This window comes from Nonomuraea sp. CA-141351 (genome assembly GCF_050944675.1).
Classification (GTDB): domain Bacteria; phylum Actinomycetota; class Actinomycetes; order Streptosporangiales; family Streptosporangiaceae; genus Nonomuraea.
Window position 1 is genome coordinate 7,180,231 of the sequence record NZ_CP191982.1, and the last position, 21,554, is coordinate 7,201,784.

18 protein-coding genes and 1 pseudogene are annotated in these 21,554 nt (G+C 69.9%); 12 read left to right on the forward strand and 7 right to left on the reverse strand.

Annotated features, from left to right (window positions below; genetic code table 11):
• Positions 1 to 50: 50 nt before the first annotated feature.
• From ACQPWU_RS33955 to ACQPWU_RS33965, 3 genes are all read left to right on the forward strand, one after another.
• Entirely contained in the window at positions 51 to 2,099 is a 2,049-nt protein-coding gene (locus ACQPWU_RS33955; protein ID WP_433429097.1) for a M14 family metallopeptidase, read from the forward strand.
• Positions 2,100 to 2,117: 18 nt separating this feature from the next.
• Complete coding sequence (locus ACQPWU_RS33960) at positions 2,118 to 4,661, forward strand: M14 family zinc carboxypeptidase (protein WP_433429099.1); 2,544 nt, start codon at positions 2,118 to 2,120, stop codon at positions 4,659 to 4,661.
• Positions 4,662 to 4,794: 133 nt separating this feature from the next.
• Positions 4,795 to 5,202 carry a pyridoxamine 5'-phosphate oxidase family protein gene (locus tag ACQPWU_RS33965; protein WP_433429102.1) on the forward strand — a complete coding sequence of 136 codons (408 nt, stop codon included), beginning with the start codon at positions 4,795 to 4,797 and terminating at the stop codon, positions 5,200 to 5,202.
• A gap of 27 nt (positions 5,203 to 5,229) precedes the next feature.
• On the opposite strand, the gene ACQPWU_RS33970 is transcribed toward ACQPWU_RS33965, so the two are convergent.
• A complete protein-coding gene (locus ACQPWU_RS33970) occupies positions 5,230 to 6,924 on the reverse strand; it encodes a GAF domain-containing protein (protein ID WP_433429104.1) in 1,695 nt (564 codons plus the stop codon).
• A gap of 274 nt (positions 6,925 to 7,198) precedes the next feature.
• On the opposite strand from ACQPWU_RS33970, the gene ACQPWU_RS33975 reads away from it, so the two are divergent.
• The gene (locus ACQPWU_RS33975; protein ID WP_433429106.1) at positions 7,199 to 7,840 is read left to right on the forward strand and encodes a response regulator transcription factor; all 642 of its coding nucleotides are present in this window, start codon (positions 7,199 to 7,201) and stop codon (positions 7,838 to 7,840) included.
• 63 nt (positions 7,841 to 7,903) lie between these two features.
• On the opposite strand, the gene ACQPWU_RS33980 is transcribed toward ACQPWU_RS33975, so the two are convergent.
• Together ACQPWU_RS33980 and ACQPWU_RS33985 are read right to left on the reverse strand one after the other, a co-directional pair.
• Positions 7,904 to 8,617, reverse strand: coding sequence for a DUF305 domain-containing protein (locus ACQPWU_RS33980; protein ID WP_433429108.1), 714 nt, complete (start codon positions 8,615 to 8,617; stop codon positions 7,904 to 7,906).
• A 154-nt stretch (positions 8,618 to 8,771) separates the two neighbouring features.
• Positions 8,772 to 9,884, reverse strand: a complete 1,113-nt coding sequence (locus ACQPWU_RS33985; protein ID WP_433429110.1) for a carboxylate-amine ligase — start codon at positions 9,882 to 9,884, stop codon at positions 8,772 to 8,774.
• Between the two features lie 452 nt (positions 9,885 to 10,336).
• Between ACQPWU_RS33985 and ACQPWU_RS33990 the strand changes: the two genes are divergently transcribed.
• The 6 genes and pseudogenes from ACQPWU_RS33990 to ACQPWU_RS34015 all read left to right on the forward strand — a co-directional run bounded on the left by ACQPWU_RS33990 (position 10,337) and on the right by ACQPWU_RS34015 (position 14,991).
• Positions 10,337 to 11,329 carry a Vgb family protein gene (locus ACQPWU_RS33990; protein WP_433429112.1) on the forward strand — a complete coding sequence of 331 codons (993 nt, stop codon included), beginning with the start codon at positions 10,337 to 10,339 and terminating at the stop codon, positions 11,327 to 11,329.
• A 67-nt stretch (positions 11,330 to 11,396) separates the two neighbouring features.
• Positions 11,397 to 12,065: a transcriptional repressor LexA gene (gene lexA, locus ACQPWU_RS33995; RefSeq protein ID WP_433429115.1), complete on the forward strand. Its 669-nt coding sequence runs from the start codon at positions 11,397 to 11,399 to the stop codon at positions 12,063 to 12,065.
• Between the two features lie 638 nt (positions 12,066 to 12,703).
• Complete coding sequence (locus ACQPWU_RS34000; RefSeq protein WP_433429118.1) at positions 12,704 to 14,053, forward strand: ATP-binding protein; 1,350 nt, start codon at positions 12,704 to 12,706, stop codon at positions 14,051 to 14,053.
• Between the two features lie 242 nt (positions 14,054 to 14,295).
• Complete coding sequence (locus ACQPWU_RS34005) at positions 14,296 to 14,424, forward strand: hypothetical protein (RefSeq protein ID WP_433445587.1); 129 nt, start codon at positions 14,296 to 14,298, stop codon at positions 14,422 to 14,424.
• 47 nt (positions 14,425 to 14,471) lie between these two features.
• Positions 14,472 to 14,717: pseudogene (locus tag ACQPWU_RS34010) on the forward strand (amidohydrolase family protein); the annotation flags it as partial.
• 70 nt (positions 14,718 to 14,787) lie between these two features.
• Positions 14,788 to 14,991 carry a hypothetical protein gene (locus ACQPWU_RS34015; RefSeq protein WP_433445588.1) on the forward strand — a complete coding sequence of 68 codons (204 nt, stop codon included), beginning with the start codon at positions 14,788 to 14,790 and terminating at the stop codon, positions 14,989 to 14,991.
• A gap of 57 nt (positions 14,992 to 15,048) precedes the next feature.
• On the opposite strand, the gene ACQPWU_RS34020 is transcribed toward ACQPWU_RS34015, so the two are convergent.
• The 4 genes from ACQPWU_RS34020 to ACQPWU_RS34035 form a co-directional block, all read right to left on the reverse strand.
• Entirely contained in the window at positions 15,049 to 16,827 is a 1,779-nt protein-coding gene (locus tag ACQPWU_RS34020; RefSeq protein ID WP_433429121.1) for a PA14 domain-containing protein, read from the reverse strand.
• A gap of 407 nt (positions 16,828 to 17,234) precedes the next feature.
• Complete coding sequence (locus ACQPWU_RS34025; protein WP_433429123.1) at positions 17,235 to 17,828, reverse strand: hypothetical protein; 594 nt, start codon at positions 17,826 to 17,828, stop codon at positions 17,235 to 17,237.
• 263 nt (positions 17,829 to 18,091) lie between these two features.
• Positions 18,092 to 18,874 (reverse strand): hypothetical protein, encoded by a 783-nt coding sequence (locus ACQPWU_RS34030; RefSeq protein WP_433429125.1) that lies wholly within the window; start codon positions 18,872 to 18,874, stop codon positions 18,092 to 18,094.
• Complete coding sequence (locus ACQPWU_RS34035; protein ID WP_433429127.1) at positions 18,871 to 19,584, reverse strand: ABC transporter ATP-binding protein; 714 nt, start codon at positions 19,582 to 19,584, stop codon at positions 18,871 to 18,873. Before ACQPWU_RS34035 ends, ACQPWU_RS34030 begins: the two co-directional genes overlap by 4 nt.
• 159 nt (positions 19,585 to 19,743) lie before the next feature.
• Between ACQPWU_RS34035 and ACQPWU_RS34040 the strand changes: the two genes are divergently transcribed.
• Together ACQPWU_RS34040 and ACQPWU_RS34045 are read left to right on the forward strand one after the other, a co-directional pair.
• Entirely contained in the window at positions 19,744 to 20,883 is a 1,140-nt protein-coding gene (locus ACQPWU_RS34040) for a sensor histidine kinase (RefSeq protein ID WP_433429130.1), read from the forward strand.
• 4 nt (positions 20,884 to 20,887) lie between these two features.
• The gene (locus tag ACQPWU_RS34045; protein ID WP_433429132.1) at positions 20,888 to 21,535 is read left to right on the forward strand and encodes a response regulator; all 648 of its coding nucleotides are present in this window, start codon (positions 20,888 to 20,890) and stop codon (positions 21,533 to 21,535) included.
• Positions 21,536 to 21,554: the final 19 nt, after the last annotated feature.

Here is a 21,554-nt window from a genome sequence, read left to right on the forward strand (position 1 = left end):
CGGGGTCCTTGCCGGTTCGATCAAGTCGGCTTTCAATGATCCTCATACGGGTGATCCAGGAGGAGCCGATGCGTGGCCTGCGGGCGTCCGCTGTCGTACTGATGATCGTTCTCACGACGTTCGCGGCCGCGAATCCCTCGGCCCCGTCCGTCGCCGCGCCGTCCGATCCGGAGCCGGCCTCGCTGGTCACGCTCTCCTTGCCGGACCGGGCGGCGATGGACCGGCTGACGGCCGCGGGCGCCGACCTCACCGAGCGGGTACGGCCGCAACCGGACGGCAGCATTCAGGTGGACGCGGTGGTCACGCCCAGCCAGCTCGCGGCCTACCAGTCGTTCGGCGTGAGCCTGGCCCCGGAGACGCCGCCCCCGCCCGTGGCGAAGTCCGCCACGGGCAAGGACCAGCTGGTCATCGAGCGGGCGGTCTGGTTCAAGTCCCGCGACGGGTACTTCCTGTCCGTCGAGGCGTCCAGCAGCGCCGGAGAGGCCGCCACGCTCACCGTGACGTGGAAGGGCAAGGGCGGCTCGACCGGCCAGGCGCCGATGGTCGCGTACGTGGACGCGGGCGCGTACCTGGGCCACCAGTTCAGCACCCCGGTGCCGGCCGCGAGCCGGCCGGAGTGGGTCACCGTCACCTCGGCGGCCGGCGGCGCGGCCGAGGCGAAGGTCAAGGCGTGGCCCGACGGCGAGGGGCCGGGCAAGGCCGTCCCCGGCTACCAGAAGGACTTCATCACCCAGTACATGCCGCCCGCGCAGCTCAACGAGCGGATCAAGGCGCTGCACCAGCGCTTCCCCAAGCTCACGGAGCTGATCACGCTGCCGTACCCGACCAACGGCTACCGGCGGCACGCCCAGGCCCTGATCGGCACGCCGCCCGCCGCCGCCGTCGTCGTCACCTCCGACGCCTACGGCTCGGAAGGCGGCAACGACCTGGCCGTCGAGCTGGTCGGCCCGGGCGCGCCCGGCAAGGCGCTGCAGGTCACCGTGAACGGCAAGCTCATCACCGTCAGCCTGGCCACCGACGGCTCGGGCGCGCCGATCAGCACCGCCGCCCAGGTGGCCGCCGCGATCAACGCCACCGCGGGCACCGGAGTCAAGGCCACGACCTACCGCACGGACCCGGGCTCCGGCGTCATGGCGCCCGCGCCGCGCACCCAGCTCAGCGACTTCCTCCACGCGCCCGCCAGCGTCCCCAGGGCGCCCGCGCGAGTGCTGGCCCTGCGCATCGGGGCGCACCGCGACGGCACGCGCACCGGCGTGCTGGCCTACGCCCAGGAACACGCCCGCGAGTGGGTGGCGCCCCTGGTCGTCGTCGAGGCGGCAGAGCGGCTGCTGCGTAACTACGCGCTCGACGCGGCCACCCGCCGGCTGCTGGAGCGTACCGACGTCTTCATCGTGCCGACGGTCAACCCGGACGGCGCGAACTACAGCTTCTACGACTTCAACGCCCAGCGGAAGAACATGACGAACCACTGCCCGCCGCAGCAGTCCGACCCGGCGCTGCGCAACGCCTGGGGCGTGGACGTCAACCGCAACTACGCGACCGGCTCGCTGTCCGACGGATACTTCGGCGCCTCGGCCAACTGCCAGAGCGGCACGTACGCGGGACCCGCCGAGCACTCCGAGCCCGAGAGCCGCAACGTCATGTGGCTGGCGCAGAAGTACCGCAACATCAGGTTCGCCATGAACGTGCACAGCTACGGCGGCTACTTCATGTGGCCGCCCGGCGCCTACAAGCTCGCCGGCCGCGTCACCCTGCCCAGGCCCACGTCCCAGCAGGAGGCGTACTTCCTGCGCTCGGCCCGCACGATCGAGGAGGCCATCGCCGCCGAGCGCGGCACCGTCACCTGGCCCCAGCAGACGGGGCCCGTCACGGACGTGCTCTACTCCGCCGCCGGGAACTCCGCCGACGAGCTCTGGTACGACTACGGCGTCTACGGGTGGGACTTCGAGGTGGGCGCCGACCTGTGGAACCCCGCGACGCGGGCGTGGGAGGGCGTGGGCTTCCAGCCGCCGTTCGCGGAGGGGCACGCCGAGGCCATGGAGTTCGCGGCCGGGCTGATCTCGCTGGCCGGGGTCGCCGCCGACTTCCGGGAACCCTGATCCAGCTGGAGGAACCTCTTGCGACTGTCCCCCGTCCTGCTCGCCGCGCTCCTCGTCGTCCCCTCCTTATCCCTGGCCGGCCCGCGAGCGGCCGCCGCCGGTCCCGCCGAGCCGCCTGCCCCTGCTGTACGCGACTTCGGCAACGGCCCGGAGCGGAACGAGGTGGCCGCCGACATCCCCGAGCAGGCCCAGACGCTCCGCGCCCAGCCCGAGATCTCGCGCGAGGTGGGCTACCCCAGGCACACACGCCTGCCCGTGCCCGCGGAGAACCCGGCCGACGCCTCGATCAAGCTCGGGCTGGTGCCGTACCACGGCATCGCGCCGCGGCTGAACGACCTGCAGCGCAGCGACCGGGTGAGCGCGGAGGTCATCGGCCGCTCCTACAGTGGCCGCGACCTCTACCTGGTCACCGTCACCGCGCCCGAGAGCGCCGCCGAGGCCCGCGAGCAGGCGCGCATCCGCGAACGCATCGAGAACGACCCGGCCGCCGCCGCCCGCGACCGCACCCTTGCCGCACGGTACAAGGCGCCGCTCTTCGTCAACGCCAACATCCACGGCAACGAGTGGGAGGGCACCGACGCCGCCCTGCGCGTCATCGAAGAGCTCGCCACCAGCACGGATCCGAAGATCGCCGACCTGCTGGCGCGTACCAGGCTGTACTTCAACGTCACCGCCAACCCCGACGGCCGCGTCAACGGTGTGCGCCAGAACGGCGCGGGCTTCGACCTGAACCGCGACTTCATCACCGCCTCCCAGTCCGAGGTGCGGGCGATGCGCCAGGTGATGATCGACGCCCAGCCGGTCACCATGATCGACCTGCACGGGTACGTCAACGGCACGCTCATCGAGCCGACCACGCCGCCGCACGGCGCGAACTACGAGTACGACCTGTTCATCCAGAACGCCTACGCCAACGGCCTCGGCATGGAGGCCGCGATCAACGCGCTCGGGTACACGTTCGAGAAGGACGGTGTGTACCCGCCGCAGATCCCGTTCCGCGACTCCGCGGAGGGCTGGGACGACTGGCCGCCGATCTTCACCCCGCAGTACGCGCCGTTCCACGGGACGGTCGCCGCGCACACGGTCGAGATCCCGCTGCGGGTCAACGGCTCCGACTACACGCAGCAGCCGGTCGAGGAGCTGCGCCGCCGCTCCGCCATCAACACCGACGTGGCCGCGGCGGCCATCCGGGCCACGTACGCGTTCGTGCAGGCGAAGCACGACCGGCTGATCGCGGACCAGATCGAGGTGTTCCGGCGGGGCGCGGCCGGGGAGCCGTCCAGGGTCGTGCCGGTCGGCATCGTGCCCGGGTTCGGGCCGGAGGACGTCTACAACACCACCTTCCCCCGGGCGTACGTCATCAGCGGGCGGCGCTCGGCCACGGCCGCCGCGCGCCTGGTCGACCACCTGATCGCCAATGACGTGCGGGTCGGCCGGGCCGACCGGCCGTTCAGGGCGGACGGCAGGACGTACCCGGCCGGGTCGTACGTCGTGGACATGCGCCAGCCCAAGCGCGGGCTGGCCAACGTCATGCTGGAGCCGGGCGCGGACATCTCGCCCAGAGTGGACGCCATGTACGACATCTCCGGCTGGAGCCACGCCCTGCTCTGGGGGGCCACGGTGGACCCGGTCACGTCCCTGCGCGTGGAGGCCTCCCCGGTCAAGGCCGCCGCTCCGACCGGGTCCGTGCCGCGCACGCCCGGGCCGCTCGCGCTGGCGGTGACCGACGCCAAGGAGGTCCTGGCCGTCAACGACCTGCTGGCGCAGGGCGTGGCGGTGACGTGGGCGGACGGCACGGCGATCGTCCCCGCGTCCGCCCGGCCGGCCGCGCGGACGGTGTCCGACCGCTACGGCGTGGCCTTCACCCGCGTGGCCTCGGGGTCCGGCGTGCCGCTGTCGCCGGTGCGGATCGCCGCCGCCGCTTCGGCGGACGAGCTGTTCACGCTGCGCGAGCTGGGCTTCGCCGTCACCCCCGTCTCCACCGCGGCGCTCAACGCGGGCTTCGACTGGAGCGGGACCGACGTGCTGTACGTCTCCAGCGGGCTGAGCTACGCCGCGCTCAACCCGGCGGCCAGGGCGGCTCTCGACGCGTTCCTGGCCACCGGCGGCGTGATCACCCGTGGCGGGACCGGCGCGGCCTTCAACGCCGCCGCCGGGCTGCTCACGGCGACCTCCGTCGCCGGCCGCGACGACGCCAACGGCGTGGTACGCACGGTCTCCACCGGCCGCCAGGTCGGCGCCGGATCGCCCGGCCACTCGTTCGTGTACTCGCCGCGCTGGTTCACCGGCCTCGGGCCGGAGGTCACGGTCGAGCAGTCGTACGCCGCCGACGGGCCCCTGGTGTCCGGTCACTGGCGGCCCGACGCAGACGGGACCGGCGGCCAGGACGCGGCCCGGGGCCAGGCGGCCGTGGTCAGCGGCCGCGACGAGCGGGGCGCGGCCGTGGTGCTGTTCGGCACGGAGCCGCTCTTCCGCAACCACCCCAAGGGCCTGTTCCCGCAGGTGGCCCGGGCCCTGTACTGGGCCTCCTCGGCCGCGCGCACGACCGTCACCACCCCCTGAGCCGGCTCGCGGCGGCCCCACGCCCGTGGGGCCGCCGTGGCTCGCGGCCTGCTTCAGCCCTCGGACTGATCGGCAGGAAGGATGGGACTTTCGCCTCTAACGCAGCCGGGCCCCGAGTAGGGATGTTGAAGGTATGCAGCTGGATTCGTCCGGACTTCAGGTGCTCTCCCTCGAGGAGTGCCTGGGTCTGCTGTCCACGACAGCGATCGGGCGAATCGTGTTCACCGACCATGCCCTGCCGGCCGTGCAGCCGGTCAACTTCCATCTCGACGGCCGCTCCATCGTGATCCGGACCTCGATCGGGTCCAAGCTGGCCGCCGCCACCCGGCGTGCCGTGGTGGCCTTCGAGGCCGATGAGTTCGATGCCGAACTGCGTACCGGCTGGTCTGTCACCGCGGTGGGACACTCGCGGGCCGTGACCGACCCGGCCGAGCTCGACCGGGTTGCGGCGCTGCCGTTGACGGCCTGGGCGCCCTTCGGGCGGGACCACTACATCGTGGTCGAGGCCGAGCAGGTGTCCGGCCGCCGCCTCACCGACTGAACCGGCGTCGGCCGCGGCGGTGATGGCTCACAGCGGGACCTGCCAGCGCAGCGTTGTGCCTCCCTCTTCGGGGGCCATGAGCTCCGCGGTGCCGCCGAGCCGGGCGGCCCGGTCCTCGATGTTGCGCAGGCCGCTACGGCGTCCCGTCTCTCCCAGGCCGACGCCGTTGTCCGTGACCAAGAGGACGAGTTCGGCACCCGCGGCCTCGACGAGAACGTCAGCGCGGGTGGCGTGGGAGTGGCGAACCACGTTGGACAGAGCCTCGCACAACACGGCCACCAGGTGCTCGGCGACCGGGTCGGGCACCACCGTGTCGATCTGCCCCTCCATGCGCAGGCCCGGCATGAAACCCAGATGGCCGGCGGCGCCCTCCACCAGCTCCACGATCCGCCCTCGCAGTCCCGGCGCGGCCATCTCGCCGGGGCCCTGCAGCGCGAAGATGGACGAGCGGATCTTCCGGATCGTCTCGTCCAGCTCGTCGATCGCGTGCTGCACCCGCTTGGCCGCCTCCGGCCGCTCTATCAGCCGGATCGTGCTCATCAACGTCATCGCCGTGGCGAACAGCCGCTGGATGACCACATCATGCAGATCTTTGGCGATGCGATCGCGGTCCTCCAGCAGGCCGAGCCGCTCGGCGTCCCTGCGCGCCTCGGCCAGCTCCAACGCGATCGCCGCCTGGCCGGCGAACGCCTGCAGCACCTGCTGATCCGCCTCGCTGAACGGCAACCGCCCGCTCCGCTTGGCCAGCACCAGCACCCCGCGCACGTCCGGCACGTTGCCGAACGGCACCATCAGCACCGGCCCGTAACCCAGCCGCCGGAGCGGCGAGCCAGGGCGCGGGACGGTCTGCATGTCGGGGTCGGACATGGACTCACCCTGGATGAACACATCACCCGCGAGCGTGTCCGACACCACGAAGACGGCGCCCGGCAGCTCCTCCGCACCCTCGCCCTCCGCGATCTCCACGATCAGCGACTGCCTCGACGGCTCGGGCAGGAGCACCTCGACCAGGTCCGCATCGGTCATCTTGCGGGCGCACCCCGCCACCGAGCTCAGCACCTCGCGCGGGTCAGCACCGGACAGCAGGCTCGTGGTCACCTGCGACAACGCCTGCAGCCAGGTCTCACGCCGCCGTGACACCTCGTACGAACGGGCGTTGTCCACGGCGACGCCGGCTGCGGCGGCCAGCGCTATGACGATGGCCTCGTCCTCCTCGTCGAACTCGCCGCCGCCGCGCTTCTCGGTCAGGTAAAGGTTTCCGAAAACTACCTCGCGGACCCGTATCGGGACGCCGAGGAAGGTGCCCATCGGCGGATGACCCGGCGGGAAGCCGTACGACTCCGGATGGTCGGAGATGCGGCCTACCCTGAGCGGCCGCGCATCCTTGATCAGCAGGCCGATCAGGCCCAGGCCGTGCGGCCAGTGCTCGATCCTGGCGATCTCCTCCTCGCTCAGCCCCACCGGGATGAACTGGATGAGCGTGTTCTCCTGGCCGACCACGCCCAACGCGCCGTAGCTGGCATCCACCAGCTTCGTCGCGGTCTCCGTGATGCGGCGCAGCACGGTGTCCAGATCGAGCTCGCTGCCCACCGACACGATCGCCTCGAGCAGCGCGTGCACCCGGTCCCGAGTGGCCAGCACGGCGTTGAGCCGCACCTGCAACTCGGCCAGCAGCTCATCTAGCTGCATCTGCGGCATCAACGGGTGGCGCTCGTCCTCCACATTTATCAGTGTCGCACCGGGCCGGCAGCGACGCTCATCTGCGGTTCCGGCGGCGGGCGCGCTTCCCCGAGGCCTTCGGCGATCCAAGGCCGGGAAAGCCATGCGACGGCATCGAGCGGGCCTGCGAGCCGTACATTCCGGCTACCCAAGGTTCCTTCAAGGAAATCTGGGAGACAGCCTTCGGTCAAACTTCGAAAGGCCCTGCGAAACGGGGCTTGCGACTTGGGGACCTTCGTTTTCCCGGCCGGGCCGGCGGTCGGATAGCGTGGTGAACGTGATTCGTGTGTTCCTCGTCGACGATCACGAGGTCGTGCGGCGGGGTGTCGCGGCGATGCTGGAGTCCGAGGACGACATCGAGGTCATCGGCGAGGCCGGGACGGCCGAGTCGGCCATCGCCCGCATCCCCGCGCTGAAGCCCGACGTGGCAGTGCTCGACGTGCGGTTGCCGGACGGCAGCGGCGTGGACGTGTGCCGGGAGGTGCGCTCCCGGCTGCCGGGACTGGCGTGCCTGATGCTGACCTCGTTCGCCGATGACGACGCGCTGTTCGACGCGGTGATGGCCGGCGCCTCCGGCTACGTGCTCAAACAGATCCACGGCTCCGACCTCGTCGGCGCCGTCCGCACGGTGGCCTCGGGGCAATCGCTGCTCGACCCCCAGACCACCGCCACCATGCTGCAGCGCCTGCGCGACCAGGCCGCCAGGAAGGACCCCCTCGCCGCGCTGTCGGAACAGGAACGCCACATCCTCGACCTCATCGGCGAAGGACTGACCAACCGGCAGATCGGCGAACGGATGTTCCTGGCCGAGAAGACGGTCAAGAATTACGTGTCCAACCTGCTCGCCAAGCTCAACATGCAGCGCCGCACCCAGGCCGCGGCGCTGGCCGCCCGGCTACGGGACGACCGCCACGACTGACGTGATCTGGATCCCGGCGTGGCCGGCCCGGTCAACCTGCCCGGCTTCCCTCGGTGCGGACGCTCACCGGCCCGTCGTGCCCGGCTCGCGTGACTGCCTGCCCGGCGAGGGCGCCGGTGACGAGCCGGGCGGCCTGCCCCACGTCCCGCACTGCGTGCCACGGAACCAGTCAGCCAGGTACCTCTGCATCTGGAGGATCTCGGCATGCCGGCGATCGCGCATCTTGGCGGCGAACGCGGCGACCTCGCCGTGCTGGGCCCGCCCGAAGCTCAGCAGCTGCTGCGACATCATGACCGCCGCCATGTGCTGGCCGATCATGTCGCGCAGGAACGCCTCATCCAGCGCGTCGCCCGACAGCCGGGACAGCTCGCGCATCATCGGCTGGTAGCCGGCCTCCGCCCCGGAACGCCCCGGATACCACTTGCCCAGCCAGGCCTTCATCGTGGCGGTCTCAGCACTTTGCGTCTCCGCGATCGAGGCGCCCAGCGCGCGCATCTGGGGCCGGTCCGAGCGTTGCAGGTGCCGGGCCGCCGCCACTGCTTCGTGTTGATTGGCCACCATGTGGGCTAGATAGTCGGCCTCGTCGCTCACGTGCACGCTGCGCATCGACCCATAGGGCCCCGTCATGCCCGACCCGGCCGGTGCGGCACCCTGCTGCCCGGACGTGATCTCTGTCACCTGCTGGGCCACGTCGTTGACTGCGACGGAGATCCCGCTCACCGCCACGGTCGCCAGCATCGCGCCGGCCGCGATACCCGCTACTGCCGACCGTTTCATGTCCGGCCTCCACCACTCTTCCTGGACTTTTTCACTTCCTTCCAGCCTGGGAGTGGTCACCGTGCCGGGGCAGAGGCGTACGACCCTCATGAGCAGGACCAAAGACCTTCGCCGTGTGCGGGTCGAGCATGAAAGCCGGGGCGGCCGATGGGCTTCAGCGGAGTGTCGCGCCGGCGACCAGATGGGCGAACTGTGGCAGTGTGCCGGCCTGGGACCACATCTTTCGCTGCCTGGCCGCGCCTGTTCCGCGGATGGCGAGCCTGTGGATCAGCAGGGCGATCGGTTCGGGTTCGGGCAGGCGCGGCAGGAGGATCTCCAGTAGGTCGCGGTGCGGCATGACCTGGGACGTGTACGGATCGACGGCGAGGGCGTCCAGGCCGTGGCGGGCGGCGGCGTTCAACTCGGCGACGATCTGCCTGTCGCTCAGCACCTTGATGGGCACATCGCGTGCCACGTCGGCGATGGCCAGGGCGACGAGTGCCCGCGCCATGGCTGCCATCAGGAGGGTGTCCTCGACCGAGAGGCATGTGTCCATGACGCGAAGTTCCACCGTCGGGTAGCGCGGCGACAGGCGGGCGTGGAAGTACACGCTCCGCTCGTCCATGGCATGGCCACAGCGGATCAGGTGGCACACGGCGGCGTCGTAGTCGGCCGCCGATCGCCACGCGCGAGGAGGCGCCGCCGTCGGCCAGCGGCTCCACCGCCGGTAGCGGCGACTGGCCCAGCCCGTGTCCCCGCCGCCGGCGATGGGAGAGTTGGCGCTGAGCGCCAGGAGCGTGGCGAGGTAGGGCCGGAGCCGGGTGAGGACCTGCACGCCCAGCTCGCGGGAAGGGACGCCGACGTGCACGTGGCAGCCGCAGGTGCAAGAGCTCGCGACCAGAGAGCCGTGGCGGGCCGCCAGTTCCTGGTAGCGGGCATCGGCCGTGAGGGCGGACAGGCCGGGCACGTGCCGAGGGGCGATGCCGCAGGCGACCAGGTGGCAGCCCAGTTCCTCTGCCGCGCGTGAGGCGAGCGTCCGGTGGCGGGACAGCTCCTCTGCCACCTGCGCCAGGTCCGTGCACACGCCGGTGACCGTCTCGAGCTGATAGCGCATGGCCTCGGCTTTGACGTGCGGTTCGCCGTCGAGCAGCGCCAGGACCGCCGGGGCTGTGAGGGCCGGGCGGCCTTCGGCATGGTCGAGCAGCAGGAACTCCTCCTCCACGCCCACCGTCGGCGTCCGGCTCATGGAACGCGCCACAGGAGTGATGGTCGTGCCGTACGCGCTCATCGCAACCTCCCCCGAAGCGATGACCCCGCTCATGTAAGAGTCGCGCTTGGACGGTGTCCGAGGCAAGCGGCTATGCGTCCCGCCGAGCCCGGGGCGGCGCTGCGGGCGCTCCCTTCGAAGCGGCGAGGGTCAGGCGGCCCGCCGATGAGCTTGGCATTTCCATGACCAGCCACGAACGCGGATGGCGGGAGCCGGGCGGTGACCGTGCGTGATATTGGGGGCGCCGGAGCGACTACGGCCAGATCGGGCTTCAAGGGCTCGCGCCGGCGGCGGACCGGCATTTCGCGGGGTCCGGGCAGCCCCTTCGTTCTTTCTCTGGAAAGGATGTCATGCGTTCTCGACGTCTGAAATACCCGCTCGTGACCCTGGCTGTGGCTCTGGCGGCAAGCGCGCTCTCGCCCGTGTCCGCATCCGCCGGCATGGAACTCAACCCGTCACCCCAACGCCCTTGGGTGAAACTCTGTCTCGAACTCAAGCAGATGCCCGAGCACCGGCATATACGCTGCCGCCGCCCGGCACCGCCCCGGCGCGTCTCTCCTGCCAGGCTCGCGGCGCAGGCCCAGCGGGCGACGATCAGCGAACTTTCGGTGCCGAGCAGCCATGCGAGTCCCGTCGGCATCAGGAGGGGGCCGGACGATGCGCTGTGGTTCACCGAGAACACCGCCAACAAGATCGGACGCGTCACCACCGGGGGGCTGTTCACCGAATACTCCATTCCCACCAGCGATTCCCAGCCGGGTCTCATCGCCGCCGGCCCGGACGACGCCCTGTGGTTCACCGAGGCGGTCGGCAACAAGATCGGCCGGATCACCACCGATGGGACCATCACCGAGTACACCCTGCCGAACAGCGACGCCTACCCGTGGGGTATCACCAAAGGACCGGACAACGCCTTGTGGTTCGTCGAGCAACTGGGCAACAAGATCGGCCGGATCACCACCGGCGGGACCATCACCGAATACGCCCTGCCGGCCAGCGACACCTACCCGATGCGCATCACCACGGGACCGGACGGGAATCTGTGGTTCACGGAGTCGCTGACGGGCAAGATCGGACGGATCACCACCAGCGGAACGATCACCGAATTCACCATCCCGTCGTCCGGCGCGATCCCCGTCGGGATCACCACAGGTCCGGACGGCAACCTCTGGTACACCGACGCCAACGGAAAGGTGAGCTCCGTCACCACCGCGGGCGCCTTCACCGAATACGCACTTGCGGACAGCAACGGCTTCCCATGGGGCATCACGGCCGGTCCCGACGGCAAGCTGTGGTTCGTCGAGCAAATCGGCGACAAGGTCGGCAGCATCACCACGTCCGGGACGATCAATGAGTACTCACTGCCGACCAGTTTCTCGGGGGCGTTCGACATCACGGATGGCCCCGACGACAATCTCTGGCTCACCGAGGACTACGTCGACCGAATAGCGGTCGTCGCTCCCTGACCGAAGTCGCACGGCCGCGTCCAGCGTGTACGTCTGGTGCTCGCCGGTCTTCGTGCCGGCCTCTAGCATGTCGCACGTGACCACCTACGACGATCCTGACACGTTCGAGCACCTGGACTTCTCGGCTCTGCCGCAGCGCCAGCAGCGGATCCTGGCCACGATCCGGGACTGGGTGGTCAGATACGGGTATCCGCCGAGCACACGCGAGATCGGTCACGCGGTCGGGCTGCGGTCGTCCTCGTCGGTGTCGAAGCACTTGAAGAGCCTGGAGGAGCAGGGCTTCCTTCGCCGGGGCACGACGATGACCCGGCCGATCGACGTGCGGGTGTTCCTGCGAGCCTCGGCGCCGGAACCGGCCGGCGACTTGGTGAGCGTGCCCGTGGTCGGAGACATCGCCGCGGGCAGCCCCATCCCGGCCGATGAGCACGTGGACGACATACTGCCCCTGCCCCGCCTCCTCACTGGCCGTGGCAACGTGTTCGGTCTCCGGGTGCGAGGCGATTCGATGATCGACGCGGCGATCTGCGACGGCGACATCGTCGTGGTACGGCAGCAGCCCGAGGCGTACTCGGGCCAGATCGTCGCCGCGATGATCGACGGCAAGGCAACCGTCAAGGTGTACCGCCGACGCAACGGGCATGTCCATCTTGAACCGCGCAATCCCGCCTACGACGTCATCGACGGTGACGGCGCCGTGGTCCTGGGCATCGTGGTCTCGGTCCTTCGCAACGTCTGAGCACCTGGCCTGGACAGACCCTGTACGAGCAGGTCGCCCTATGCGTGTGGTCATCGCCGGCACAGGCATCTCCGGGCTGACCGCGGCCCTGATCCAGCAGGAAGGCGGTCCGGCCCTGGTCGCCGTCCCATCGGGAGAGGTTACGTCCGGCGCGTACGCGGCTCGACATCGGAGAGAACGATCAGCCGCTCGGCGGGGTGGGGAAGCGGCTGTCGGCCTCGGCTGAAGCGCTGGGAGTAGGTCGACTCGTCGCGGGAGCGGGCCAGGCCGTCGATCCAGCCGTAGCACAGCGCCTCCTGCAGGGGCAGTCTCCATCGAACCCGGGGCGATTCACCTGGACACCAAGCCGCCCATGACCTCAGCTTCGAACCTCTCCAGCCAAAACATGAAAGAACTTTGACCGTACGCGGAGTCGGCCTTCGTGACCGGCGAGGGAACTGATATCGGTGAGCACGCAAGGCCGCCCTTCATGCCCGTGGGCAGGGCAACTTCCGGCGGCGCGAAGCCTGGCACGTCTCCGTAACCGTCGGGTGCCACATGCCGGATCTGCGCGCCGACAGCAAGAAAGTCGGCAACAAAGAGAGCTGAACGCGCCTGGCGTCTCTTGCGAGGCAAGCAGGACACCAGAAAGGTAAAGAGTGTCGCTTCCCAGCCGGCTTTCTGTCCACGCGATCCTCACGTTGGCAGCGGGACTACTGTCGCTGATAGCTCTCAGCGCGGTCGGAATTGCCGCGGATCTGGCGATTCGCATAGAAGCCGAGCAACGTATCTTCGAAAATACCGAGCGCGCGGCCGTCGACTGGATCGGAGCGATGAACCAGGCACGGCCTCCCCCTCCGGTAACGACCTCGGACGTCAATCTGCTCCAACTCGTCAACTCATCCGGACAGGTCGTGTCCGCCAGTAGAGCCGCTGCGGGACGCCCGGCAATGAGCGAGTACTGGCCCCCATCTGATGACCGCATTGAGCACCGCACGGAATGTACGGCTGCGCAGTGCGTGATGTTCACCGCCGTCCGGCCCTCACCGCAAGAGGAACAGCTGTTGTGGGGTGGCGAGTCCCACATCGTCTACGCCGGTCGCCGGCAACCCGCGATCCTGGCCACGCATACCCTGGAGCTTCTTCTCGGCACCGGCGCCCTGGTCGTGAGCGTATTTCTCGCTGGGGCGACCTGGATACTCGTACGGCAGGCGCTGCGCCCGGTCGAGGCGATACGGAGGCGGGTCGCACAGGTCACCGTGACCGACTTGAGCTTGCGCGTCCCGGAACCGCCCGGGCGGGACGCGATCGCGCGGTTGGCCCGCACCGCCAATGAAACGCTGTCGCGGTTGCAGGAAGCGGTCGACCATCAGCGCCACTTCGCCTCGATGGTGTCACACGAGCTGCGCACCCCGATGACGGGGCTGCGTACCCAGTTGGAAGAGGCATTGCTGTATTCCGACGTGGACCCGCGAATCGCAGTCGAGGATGCGCTGTCCACGCTGGAGCGCTGCCAGTCGATCATCGATGAGATGCTGGCGCTGACCCGCGTGCGCACCTCCCCACACAGGCCCGAGCAGGTAGATCTCACCACTCTGGTACGGGAGGAAGTCGCACGACGGGACACCAAGGTGCCGGTCCGAATCCACGCCGAAGAAAGCGTGGAGGTGCGCGGCAACCCCGTCCAACTCACCGAGGTGCTGCTGAACCTTCTTCTCAACGCCCAGCGTCACGCCCGGACGTGTGTTGACGTCAGCGTGACGCGCCAAGGCGGACAGGCGATGGTCAGCGTGCTTGATGACGGCGCCGGAATCCATCCGGCGGACCGCGAGCGGGTCTTTGCGCCCTTCGTCCGCTTGGCGGACGGACGCCGGCGTGATCCGCAAGGCAGTGGTCTCGGCCTTGCCATCTCACGCGCCGTCGCTCAGGCACATCAAGGAACCTTGACCGTGGAGGACTCACCGCAAGGCGCCAAGTTCGTCCTGCGCCTGCCACTGGCACCGGGCTGAGATCGCCCCGGAAATCGCGATCGCAGCGGCTTCAGCCTGGAGCAAGAGCGAGCCACCTTGCGAGCGGTCAAGAAATGGAGCGCCGCTGAGTCCGGGTTGACGGCGGCTGGGCCAGTGTCCCAGAAAAAGCCGGCGGTCACCCGGCACACGGCCGGGCCACGCCTCGGACAAACTAGGCAGTAGATTGACGACAGTCACGGAAGTACTTTCGGCCTATCGTCCACTACGCAGGGGGCCAATCCATGGACCTGTCCTCCCACGTGGAGGTCTCCAAGGACGGCCACGGCTCGCTGAGCCCGGCGCTGTTCGGCGTCGCGGAGAAGTACTTCGGCTCTCACGAGCGGCCGAGCATCGATCGGATGGCCGCCTAAGCGTCGATCCGCACAAGGGCCGCGCGGGCGTCCGCGAGGCCCGCCGGCTGGTCACCGATCGCGGCGTGCGCGGCTTCAAATTCCACCCCAGCATCCAGGGCTTCGCCCCCAACGACCCCATGGCCTACCCGCTGTACGAGGCGATCGAGGAGCTCGGCGCGGTCGCGCTGTTCCACACCGGCCAGACCGGCATCGGCGCGGGCGTGCCCGGCGGGGGCGGCATCCGCCTGAAGCACTCCAACCCGATGCTCGTCGACGACGTGGCCGTGGACCTCCCCCACTTGAAGATCATCCTGGCCCACCCGTCCTTCCCCTGGCAGGACGAGGCGGTTCAACGGGCTGCTCGACATCCAGGGCGTGACGATGAGCATCAACGACGGCCTCAACGAGGTCCGCTTCCCCAGCCCGGTCAAGGCCGGCGGCAAGATCCGGCTGGCCGCCAAGGTCGTCTCGGTCGAGGCCGTTCCCGGCGACGGCGTCCAGATGCTGTGCGACTTCACCGTCGAGATCGACGGCTCGGCCAAGCCCGCCTGCGTCGCCCAGGCCGTCTACCGGCACTACGCCTGACCGCCGCACCGCCGTGGCGCGGCCGGGAAGGACGTTCCCGGCCGCCGCGGACGGGGGTCAGCTCGCGAGCAGCTTCTCCGCCGGGATGGTCTGGCGCGTGATGGTGGGGCTGGACCAGTGGAGCTGGGCGATGGCGTCGTAGCCGCTGTCGTAGAACTCCATCTTGATGTCGTGCGCTCCGGCGGTCAGCGCGATCTGGCCGCTGTCGTCGCGCTTGGAGTGGTCCGTCCAGTTGTCCACGACGAGCGTTCCGTCCACCCAGAGCCGGACGCCGTCGTCGCTCGTGGTGATGAACGTGTACGTCTCCGCGCGGTCGGCGATCACCTTTCCGGTCCAGCGCACGCTGAACGTGTCGGCGGACACGGCCGGGTCGGGCGCGTTCGCGCCCCAGTCGAAGTTCACGCCGGGGTCGATCCGGGTGAGCTTGGGCGCGGTCAGGTCGGCGTTGTCGAAGTAGGTCGCCGACAGGCCCTGCTGGTCGACGACCAGGGTCGTGGCCGAGCGCGCCGGAAGCGTGATCGTGCCCTTGCCGCCGGCGACGGCGACCGTGCCGGCGTGGTGCGGTGTCCACGCGTCGGCGGTGCTCTGCCAGATCGCGGCCGTGCCCGCCGTCAGGCCGGTGAACGTGAGCGTGGTGTCCAGCGGCTCGGTGCCGACGTTGACGAGGACGACGTTCTTGGCCGCGTCGGAGGCGAACACGTGCAGGAGGCCGCTGTCGGCCGTCGCCTGCACCATGGTCGTGCCGAACGGCCTGAACAGGCCCTCGCCGGTGAACATGCCGATGCCGTGGTAAATGGGCAGTGGCTCGCTGCGCTGGATGCCGCCCTCGCCGTTCGTGCTGGTCAGGCCGAGCTGCCCGTTCTTGTCGCCGTACTGGTAGGCGGCGGCTCCTGCGTGCAGGATCTGGCCGAGCGCCGCCGCGCCCCACAGGGTGTTGAAGTGGGCCAATGTACGGTGCCCGTCGGGGTCGTCGAAGTCGGAGTTGAACTCACCGATCTGGATGTCGATCTTACGGCCGAGCACGGACTCGGCGAGGGCGCTCACCTCCTTGAGGTCCGTCTCGTAGCCTCGGATGACGGATCCCAGCAGGTCCTCGTCGGTGACGGGGTCGGAGCCGTTGCCGTAGTCGTGGTAGTCGAGGAAGTCGACGCGGTCCTTCGATCCCTCCAGGAACGTCCTGATGTAGGAAAGGTCGTTCCAGGCCGTGGCGGGGCCGCCGACGCGTACCGCCGGGTCCTGCGCGTCGAGCGCGTCGGCGATCATGTTGAATCGCCGACTGTACTCAGATGCCGACATTTCCGGCTTTTCCGGGGTGCAGGCGCAATTGAGCTCGTTGCCGAGGATGAACCGCCGCACCGGCGTGCCGGAGGCGGCGAAGTGCTGGTAGAGGGCGACCGCGTCGTCGCGGTTGACCTCGGCGCTCTGGCGGCCGTCCACCTGGAGGATGATGACCGGCTCGGCGCCCAGGTCGCGGATGGCGGTGATCCAGGCGTCGCCCGAGACGGTCGTGTCGCATTTGTACCCGCCGCAGACGATCGGGCCGGCGTGGTTGCCCGGCTCCTGGTAGTGCAGCTCGATCCGCATCCGGCCCGCCTTCAGGGTGCGCAGGCGCTCGCGGTGCTTGGAGTCGTTCGTGATGTACGAGCCGTCGCCGTACCCGGTGATGCCGATGCCGTAGTCGGCGGCGGACAGCGTACGAACCGGCCTGGTGAAGTCCACCGAGACGGCGGCGGCCGCAGCCGCCTCCGCCGGAACCCCCGCCGGCCAGATCGCCGCGGCGGCGGCCAGGCCGCCCGCGAGAGCGGCACGCAGCGCGCGACGCGCCAATGCAGTCATCCTTCTCCTGTCACAAGATCCGCGAGAACCCGTGGATCATGACATATACGGATGACGGCAAAGTGAAATCAGAGGCCCTCGACGGAGAGGACCGGTGACCTGCTCGTCGCGGTCACCGGTCAGCTCGCCGTCCCGGACGCGCAGCCGCGCGGCTCCCCGGAGTCGTGATCGTCCGAGGCGAGCACGCATCATCCGGTGGCGTCCGCCGAGCGTGAACACGTCCGGCCCCTCGTACGCCGAGATTCGCCGCCGGGCGGCGCGGCCACGCAGGCGTCGATCACGTACGGGGAGGACAGGCCGAGGCCGGTGCCGTGTGCCCGGCCCATTCCACGTGCGGCAGATCGGTCGCGACCGTTCCGGCATGCGAAAAGGCGCCCCTGGTCAGGGGCGCCCTTTGCGGAGGGGGCTCAGTTGGCGGGGAGCTTCACCGACAGCTGCTGAGTGACGGGGTTGGCGTCGCTCTCGGACCAGGCGCCGGTGGAGAAGGCGACCGGGTAGTTCTTCTTGCCGACGCCGTTGCCCCACTTGGTGACGACGTAGTCCACCTTGATGTGGCCCTCGCCGTCGACGCCGTCGACGCCCAGGGTGTGGGGGTTGAACTTGCCGCCGGTCAGCTCGGCGAACGTCTTGGCGTCCAGGTCGAGCATGACGCCGCTGCCGGAGGGCTCGCCGGGACCGCGGTCGCCGACGAAGAAGGGCATCTTCTTGCCCTTGTAGATCACGTAGCCCTCGGTCATGAGCGGCCAGCTCGGGCTGGCGACCAGGCCCTTCTGCATGGGCTTGCCTGCGGCGGGCAGGCCGGTGTCGCCGGCGCGGCCGGAGGAGTCGTCCCAGAAGTACGACGCGGTGGTCGAGCCCTTGAGCACAGCCTTCTGCGTGGTCACGGCCTTCTGGGTGGTGCTGCCGGCGTCGGCGTCAGCGTGCGCCGCGGGCGCACCGACGGCGAGGGCCGTCAGCACGGAGGCGGTGAGCATGGCGTAGGAGCGCAGGCGAGCGGGCATAGGTAAACTAGTCCTTTGTTCGACAACGGGGGGCAAGTACGCTCGTAGACGCACGTAGCCGGGCATCGAGCCGCACAGTCGCTACGTGGAGCGCTGCGGAATCCAGCGAATCGGATTCCAGAGCCCGGGCGAGTGGCACCTTTCACGTGGGTAAGGTCCGGGTCACTCGCCGGCAACGCTCACTACGCTACGGGCAGGTAACGGACAAAGGCAAACGAAACCCCATGAATCGGACAAAGATCTACGTTCGCGGGTAAAGTGCCTCAGTCAATGTCCTTCCTGGACACGCGCAGAACGCCTACGGCCATGGGGATTCCGATCCAGGCCAGCGCCGACGTGGCCAGCCTGGCGAGGTCGCCGCCCGAGAAGTCGCCGTTCGTCAAGGGGTTGGTGGTGCTGTTGAGGTCGAGCCAGCCGGCCAGGACCTCTCCCGCGCGGCCGAGCCGGCCAATCGCGCTCCACAAGATGGGGGTCGAAAGGTAGATCACGATCGCGGCGGGCGCGTTCAGGAGCAACAGGCCCATGGCCAGTCCCTCTGCGGTCAGGATCACCATCGCGGCGACCCACCCCAGGACGGTGTGCGGCGCGACCTGCCAGGTGGCGGGCACGCCCTGCGCGGCGGCGACGGCGGCGGTCACCGGGGCCGCGACCAGCATCGCGAGCAGGCAGGCCGCCACGGCCGCGGCCAGCGGCGGCACGCACTTGGCCGCCAGCACGCGGCCGCGCCTGGGTTCGAGCGTGAACGTGGTCAGCGCGGTGCGGTGGCTCCACTCGCCGGTCATGGTGAGGATGGCGAGGACGGGAAGCAGGGTTCCGAACCCGATCCCGGCCGTTCCGGCCAGAGTGAAGAAGTGAGGGCCCGAGACGAGGCCGCGGGCGACGACGGACCCGACCCCGACGGTCACCAGGATCGCGGTGAGGATCTTGCTGCTGCGGGTGTCGAAGAGCTTGCGGGTCTCCACCCGTACCAGGGTCATGAAGGAACGGCGGCGAACGCTTTCCGAGGCGGCACGCACGTTGGCAGCCCTGGCGGCGGTGTCGGTCATGAGGTGCTCCGGTCGGCGTTCGCGGTCAGTTCGAGGAAGGTCTGTTCGAGGCCGCGGCCCTGGCTCAGCTCGGAGGCCGTGCCCTGCGCGAGCACCCGGCCGCGCCCGATCATCACGATGTGCTCCGCCACCTGCTCCACCTCGTGCAGCAGGTGGGAGCTGAGCAGCACCGCGCATCCCGCCCCGGCAAGGTCGCGCAGCAGCCCGCGCATCCACTGGATCCCCTGTGGGTCGAGGCCGTTGGCGGGCTCGTCGAGGATGAGCGCCCGGGGCCGGCCGAGGAGGGCGTGGCCGATGCCGAGCCGCTGCCGCATGCCCAGCGAGTAGCCGCCCACGGCCCGCCTGCCCTCCTTGCCGGTCAGGCCCACCAGCTCCAGGACCTCGCCCACGCGCGACTTCGGCAGGCCGAGCAGCATCGCGCCCAGGGTGAGGACCTCCCATCCGGTGCGGCCTGGGTGCTGCGCCCCCGCGTCCAGCACCGTGCCCACGTCGAACCCCGGACGGTCCAGCTCGGTGTACGGCCGCCCGAGCACGGTCGCCGTACCGGAGGTCGGGCGGCACAGCCCGGCCAGGATGCGCAGCGCGGTCGACTTGCCCGCCCCGTTGGGCCCGAGAAACCCGGTGATGGTGCCCGGCCGCACGGTGAAGGACACGTCGTCGAGCGCTTTCACCCCTTTGTACGTCTTGCTGACGTGCTGAAATTCGATCACCACCTCAGTCCACCGGAAACGCGGCCCGGCCTCATCGGACCTGGGTCGAGCGATGCGCGCGCCCGGGCTATCGTCATCGCCTCCGATGTAGACCCAGGGCGGTACGGAGATCGACCCAGGTCGCTAAGGCGGCGCCGGGATGGTCTCTAGGCTGAGATCGTGCAAGAGCCGCCACCCCTCGACAGGATGGGCATCGCGCTGCGTTACCTGGCCGCCGCCCTGCCTCTGCTGTTCTACTTCGCCGTGCTGATCTCGCTCGCCGCCGGGCGCGCCCCTATGACCCAGGACACGGTCATGGGGCTGGTGACCGACATGGCGCTCGGCATGGCCGGGCTCGTCCTGATGTGGTGGCGGCGCCGATGGCCGTGGCAGATCGCGCTGGCGACCGCCGTGCTGACCGTCTATTCGTTCTCGGCCCTGGGCCCCGCCCTCGTCTGCTACGTCTCCCTGGCCATGCACCGGCCGTGGCGCCAGTGCGTACCGGTCGGGGTCGTGTTCTGGCTGTGCGTGGCCGGTTCGACCCTGTGGTCCGCCACCGCCATGCTGACCGTCACCTACGGGGTGGTCGGGGCCGCCGTGCTCGGCGGACTGACGATCCTGGGCCTCTACCTGCGCGGGCGCCGCGATCTGGCCGCCATACAGCGGGAGGCTGAGCAGGCCGCGCAGCGGCAGCGGGTCGAGCAGGCCCAGCTGGCGGAACGGCTCAAGATCGCTCAGGAGATGCACGACGTCCTCGCGCACCGGATCTCCCTGCTGGCGATGCTCGCCGGCGGCCTGGCCTACCGTACGGACCTGTCCCCCGAGCAGACCCGCGAGACCGCCCTCGCGATCCAGGAGAACGCCCACCAGTCGCTGAACGAGCTGCGCGCCGTCCTCGGCACGCTCCGCCGCGACGGCGGCATGGAGGCGCCGCAGCCGACGCTGGCCCACCTGGACGCGCTGTTCGAGGAGGTGCGGGCGGCCGGGCAGCAGGTGGAGGTGGACGACGCCATCGACGGGCGTGAGCTGCTGCCGACGCAGACGGGGCGGCACGCGTACCGGATCGTGCAGGAGGCGCTGACCAACGCGCGCAAGCACGCGCCCGGCAGCCACGTCCGGGCCGAGCTGGGCGGGCGTCCAGGCGAGGAGCTGCGCATCCGGGTGAGCAACCCGGCCCCGTCCGGCGCGGCGGCGGGCCCCGGCGGCCGGCTGGGCCTGGTCGGCCTGGCCGAACGTACCCGGATGGCGGGCGGCACGATCACCCACTCCGTCGCGAACGGCCGTTTCATCCTCGACGCCCGGCTGCCGTGGGAGGCTTGAGGTCGTGATCAAAGTCGTGATCGTGGACGACGACCCCATGGTGCGCACCGGTCTGCGCCTCATCCTCGGCGGCGAGCCCGACCTCGACCTGGTGGGCGAGGCCGGCGACGGCAGGCAGGCCATGGCCGTGATCCGCGACCTCAGGCCCGACGTCGTGCTCATGGACCTCCGGATGCCCCAGCAGGACGGCCTCACCACCATCGAACTGCTGCTGGGCCGCCCGGCGCCGCCCCGCATCCTGGTGCTCACCACGTTCGACGCCGACGACATGGTGCTGCGCGCCCTCCAGCTCGGCGCCGCGGGCTTCCTGCTCAAGGACACGCCGCCGCCGAAGATGATCGAGGCCGTCCGCACCGTGGCCAGGGGCGAGCCGGTGCTGTCGCCGAGCGTGGCGCAGCAGGTGATCGCGGCCGCCACCGGCAGGTACGCGGCCGAGGTGCCGGAGGCGCGGCGGGAGCTGGCCAGGCTCACCGAACGCGAGCGGGAGGTCGCGATCGAGCTGGCCAGGGGCAGCTCCAACGCGGAGATCGCGAAGAGCCTGTCCGTGAGCGTGGCGACCGTGAAGGCCAACATCACCCGCATCTTCGCCAAGCTCGGGACGGACAACCGGGTGCACGTCGCCATGAAGGTCCGCGATGCGGGGCTGCTCTGAGATGTTCGATATGATGAAC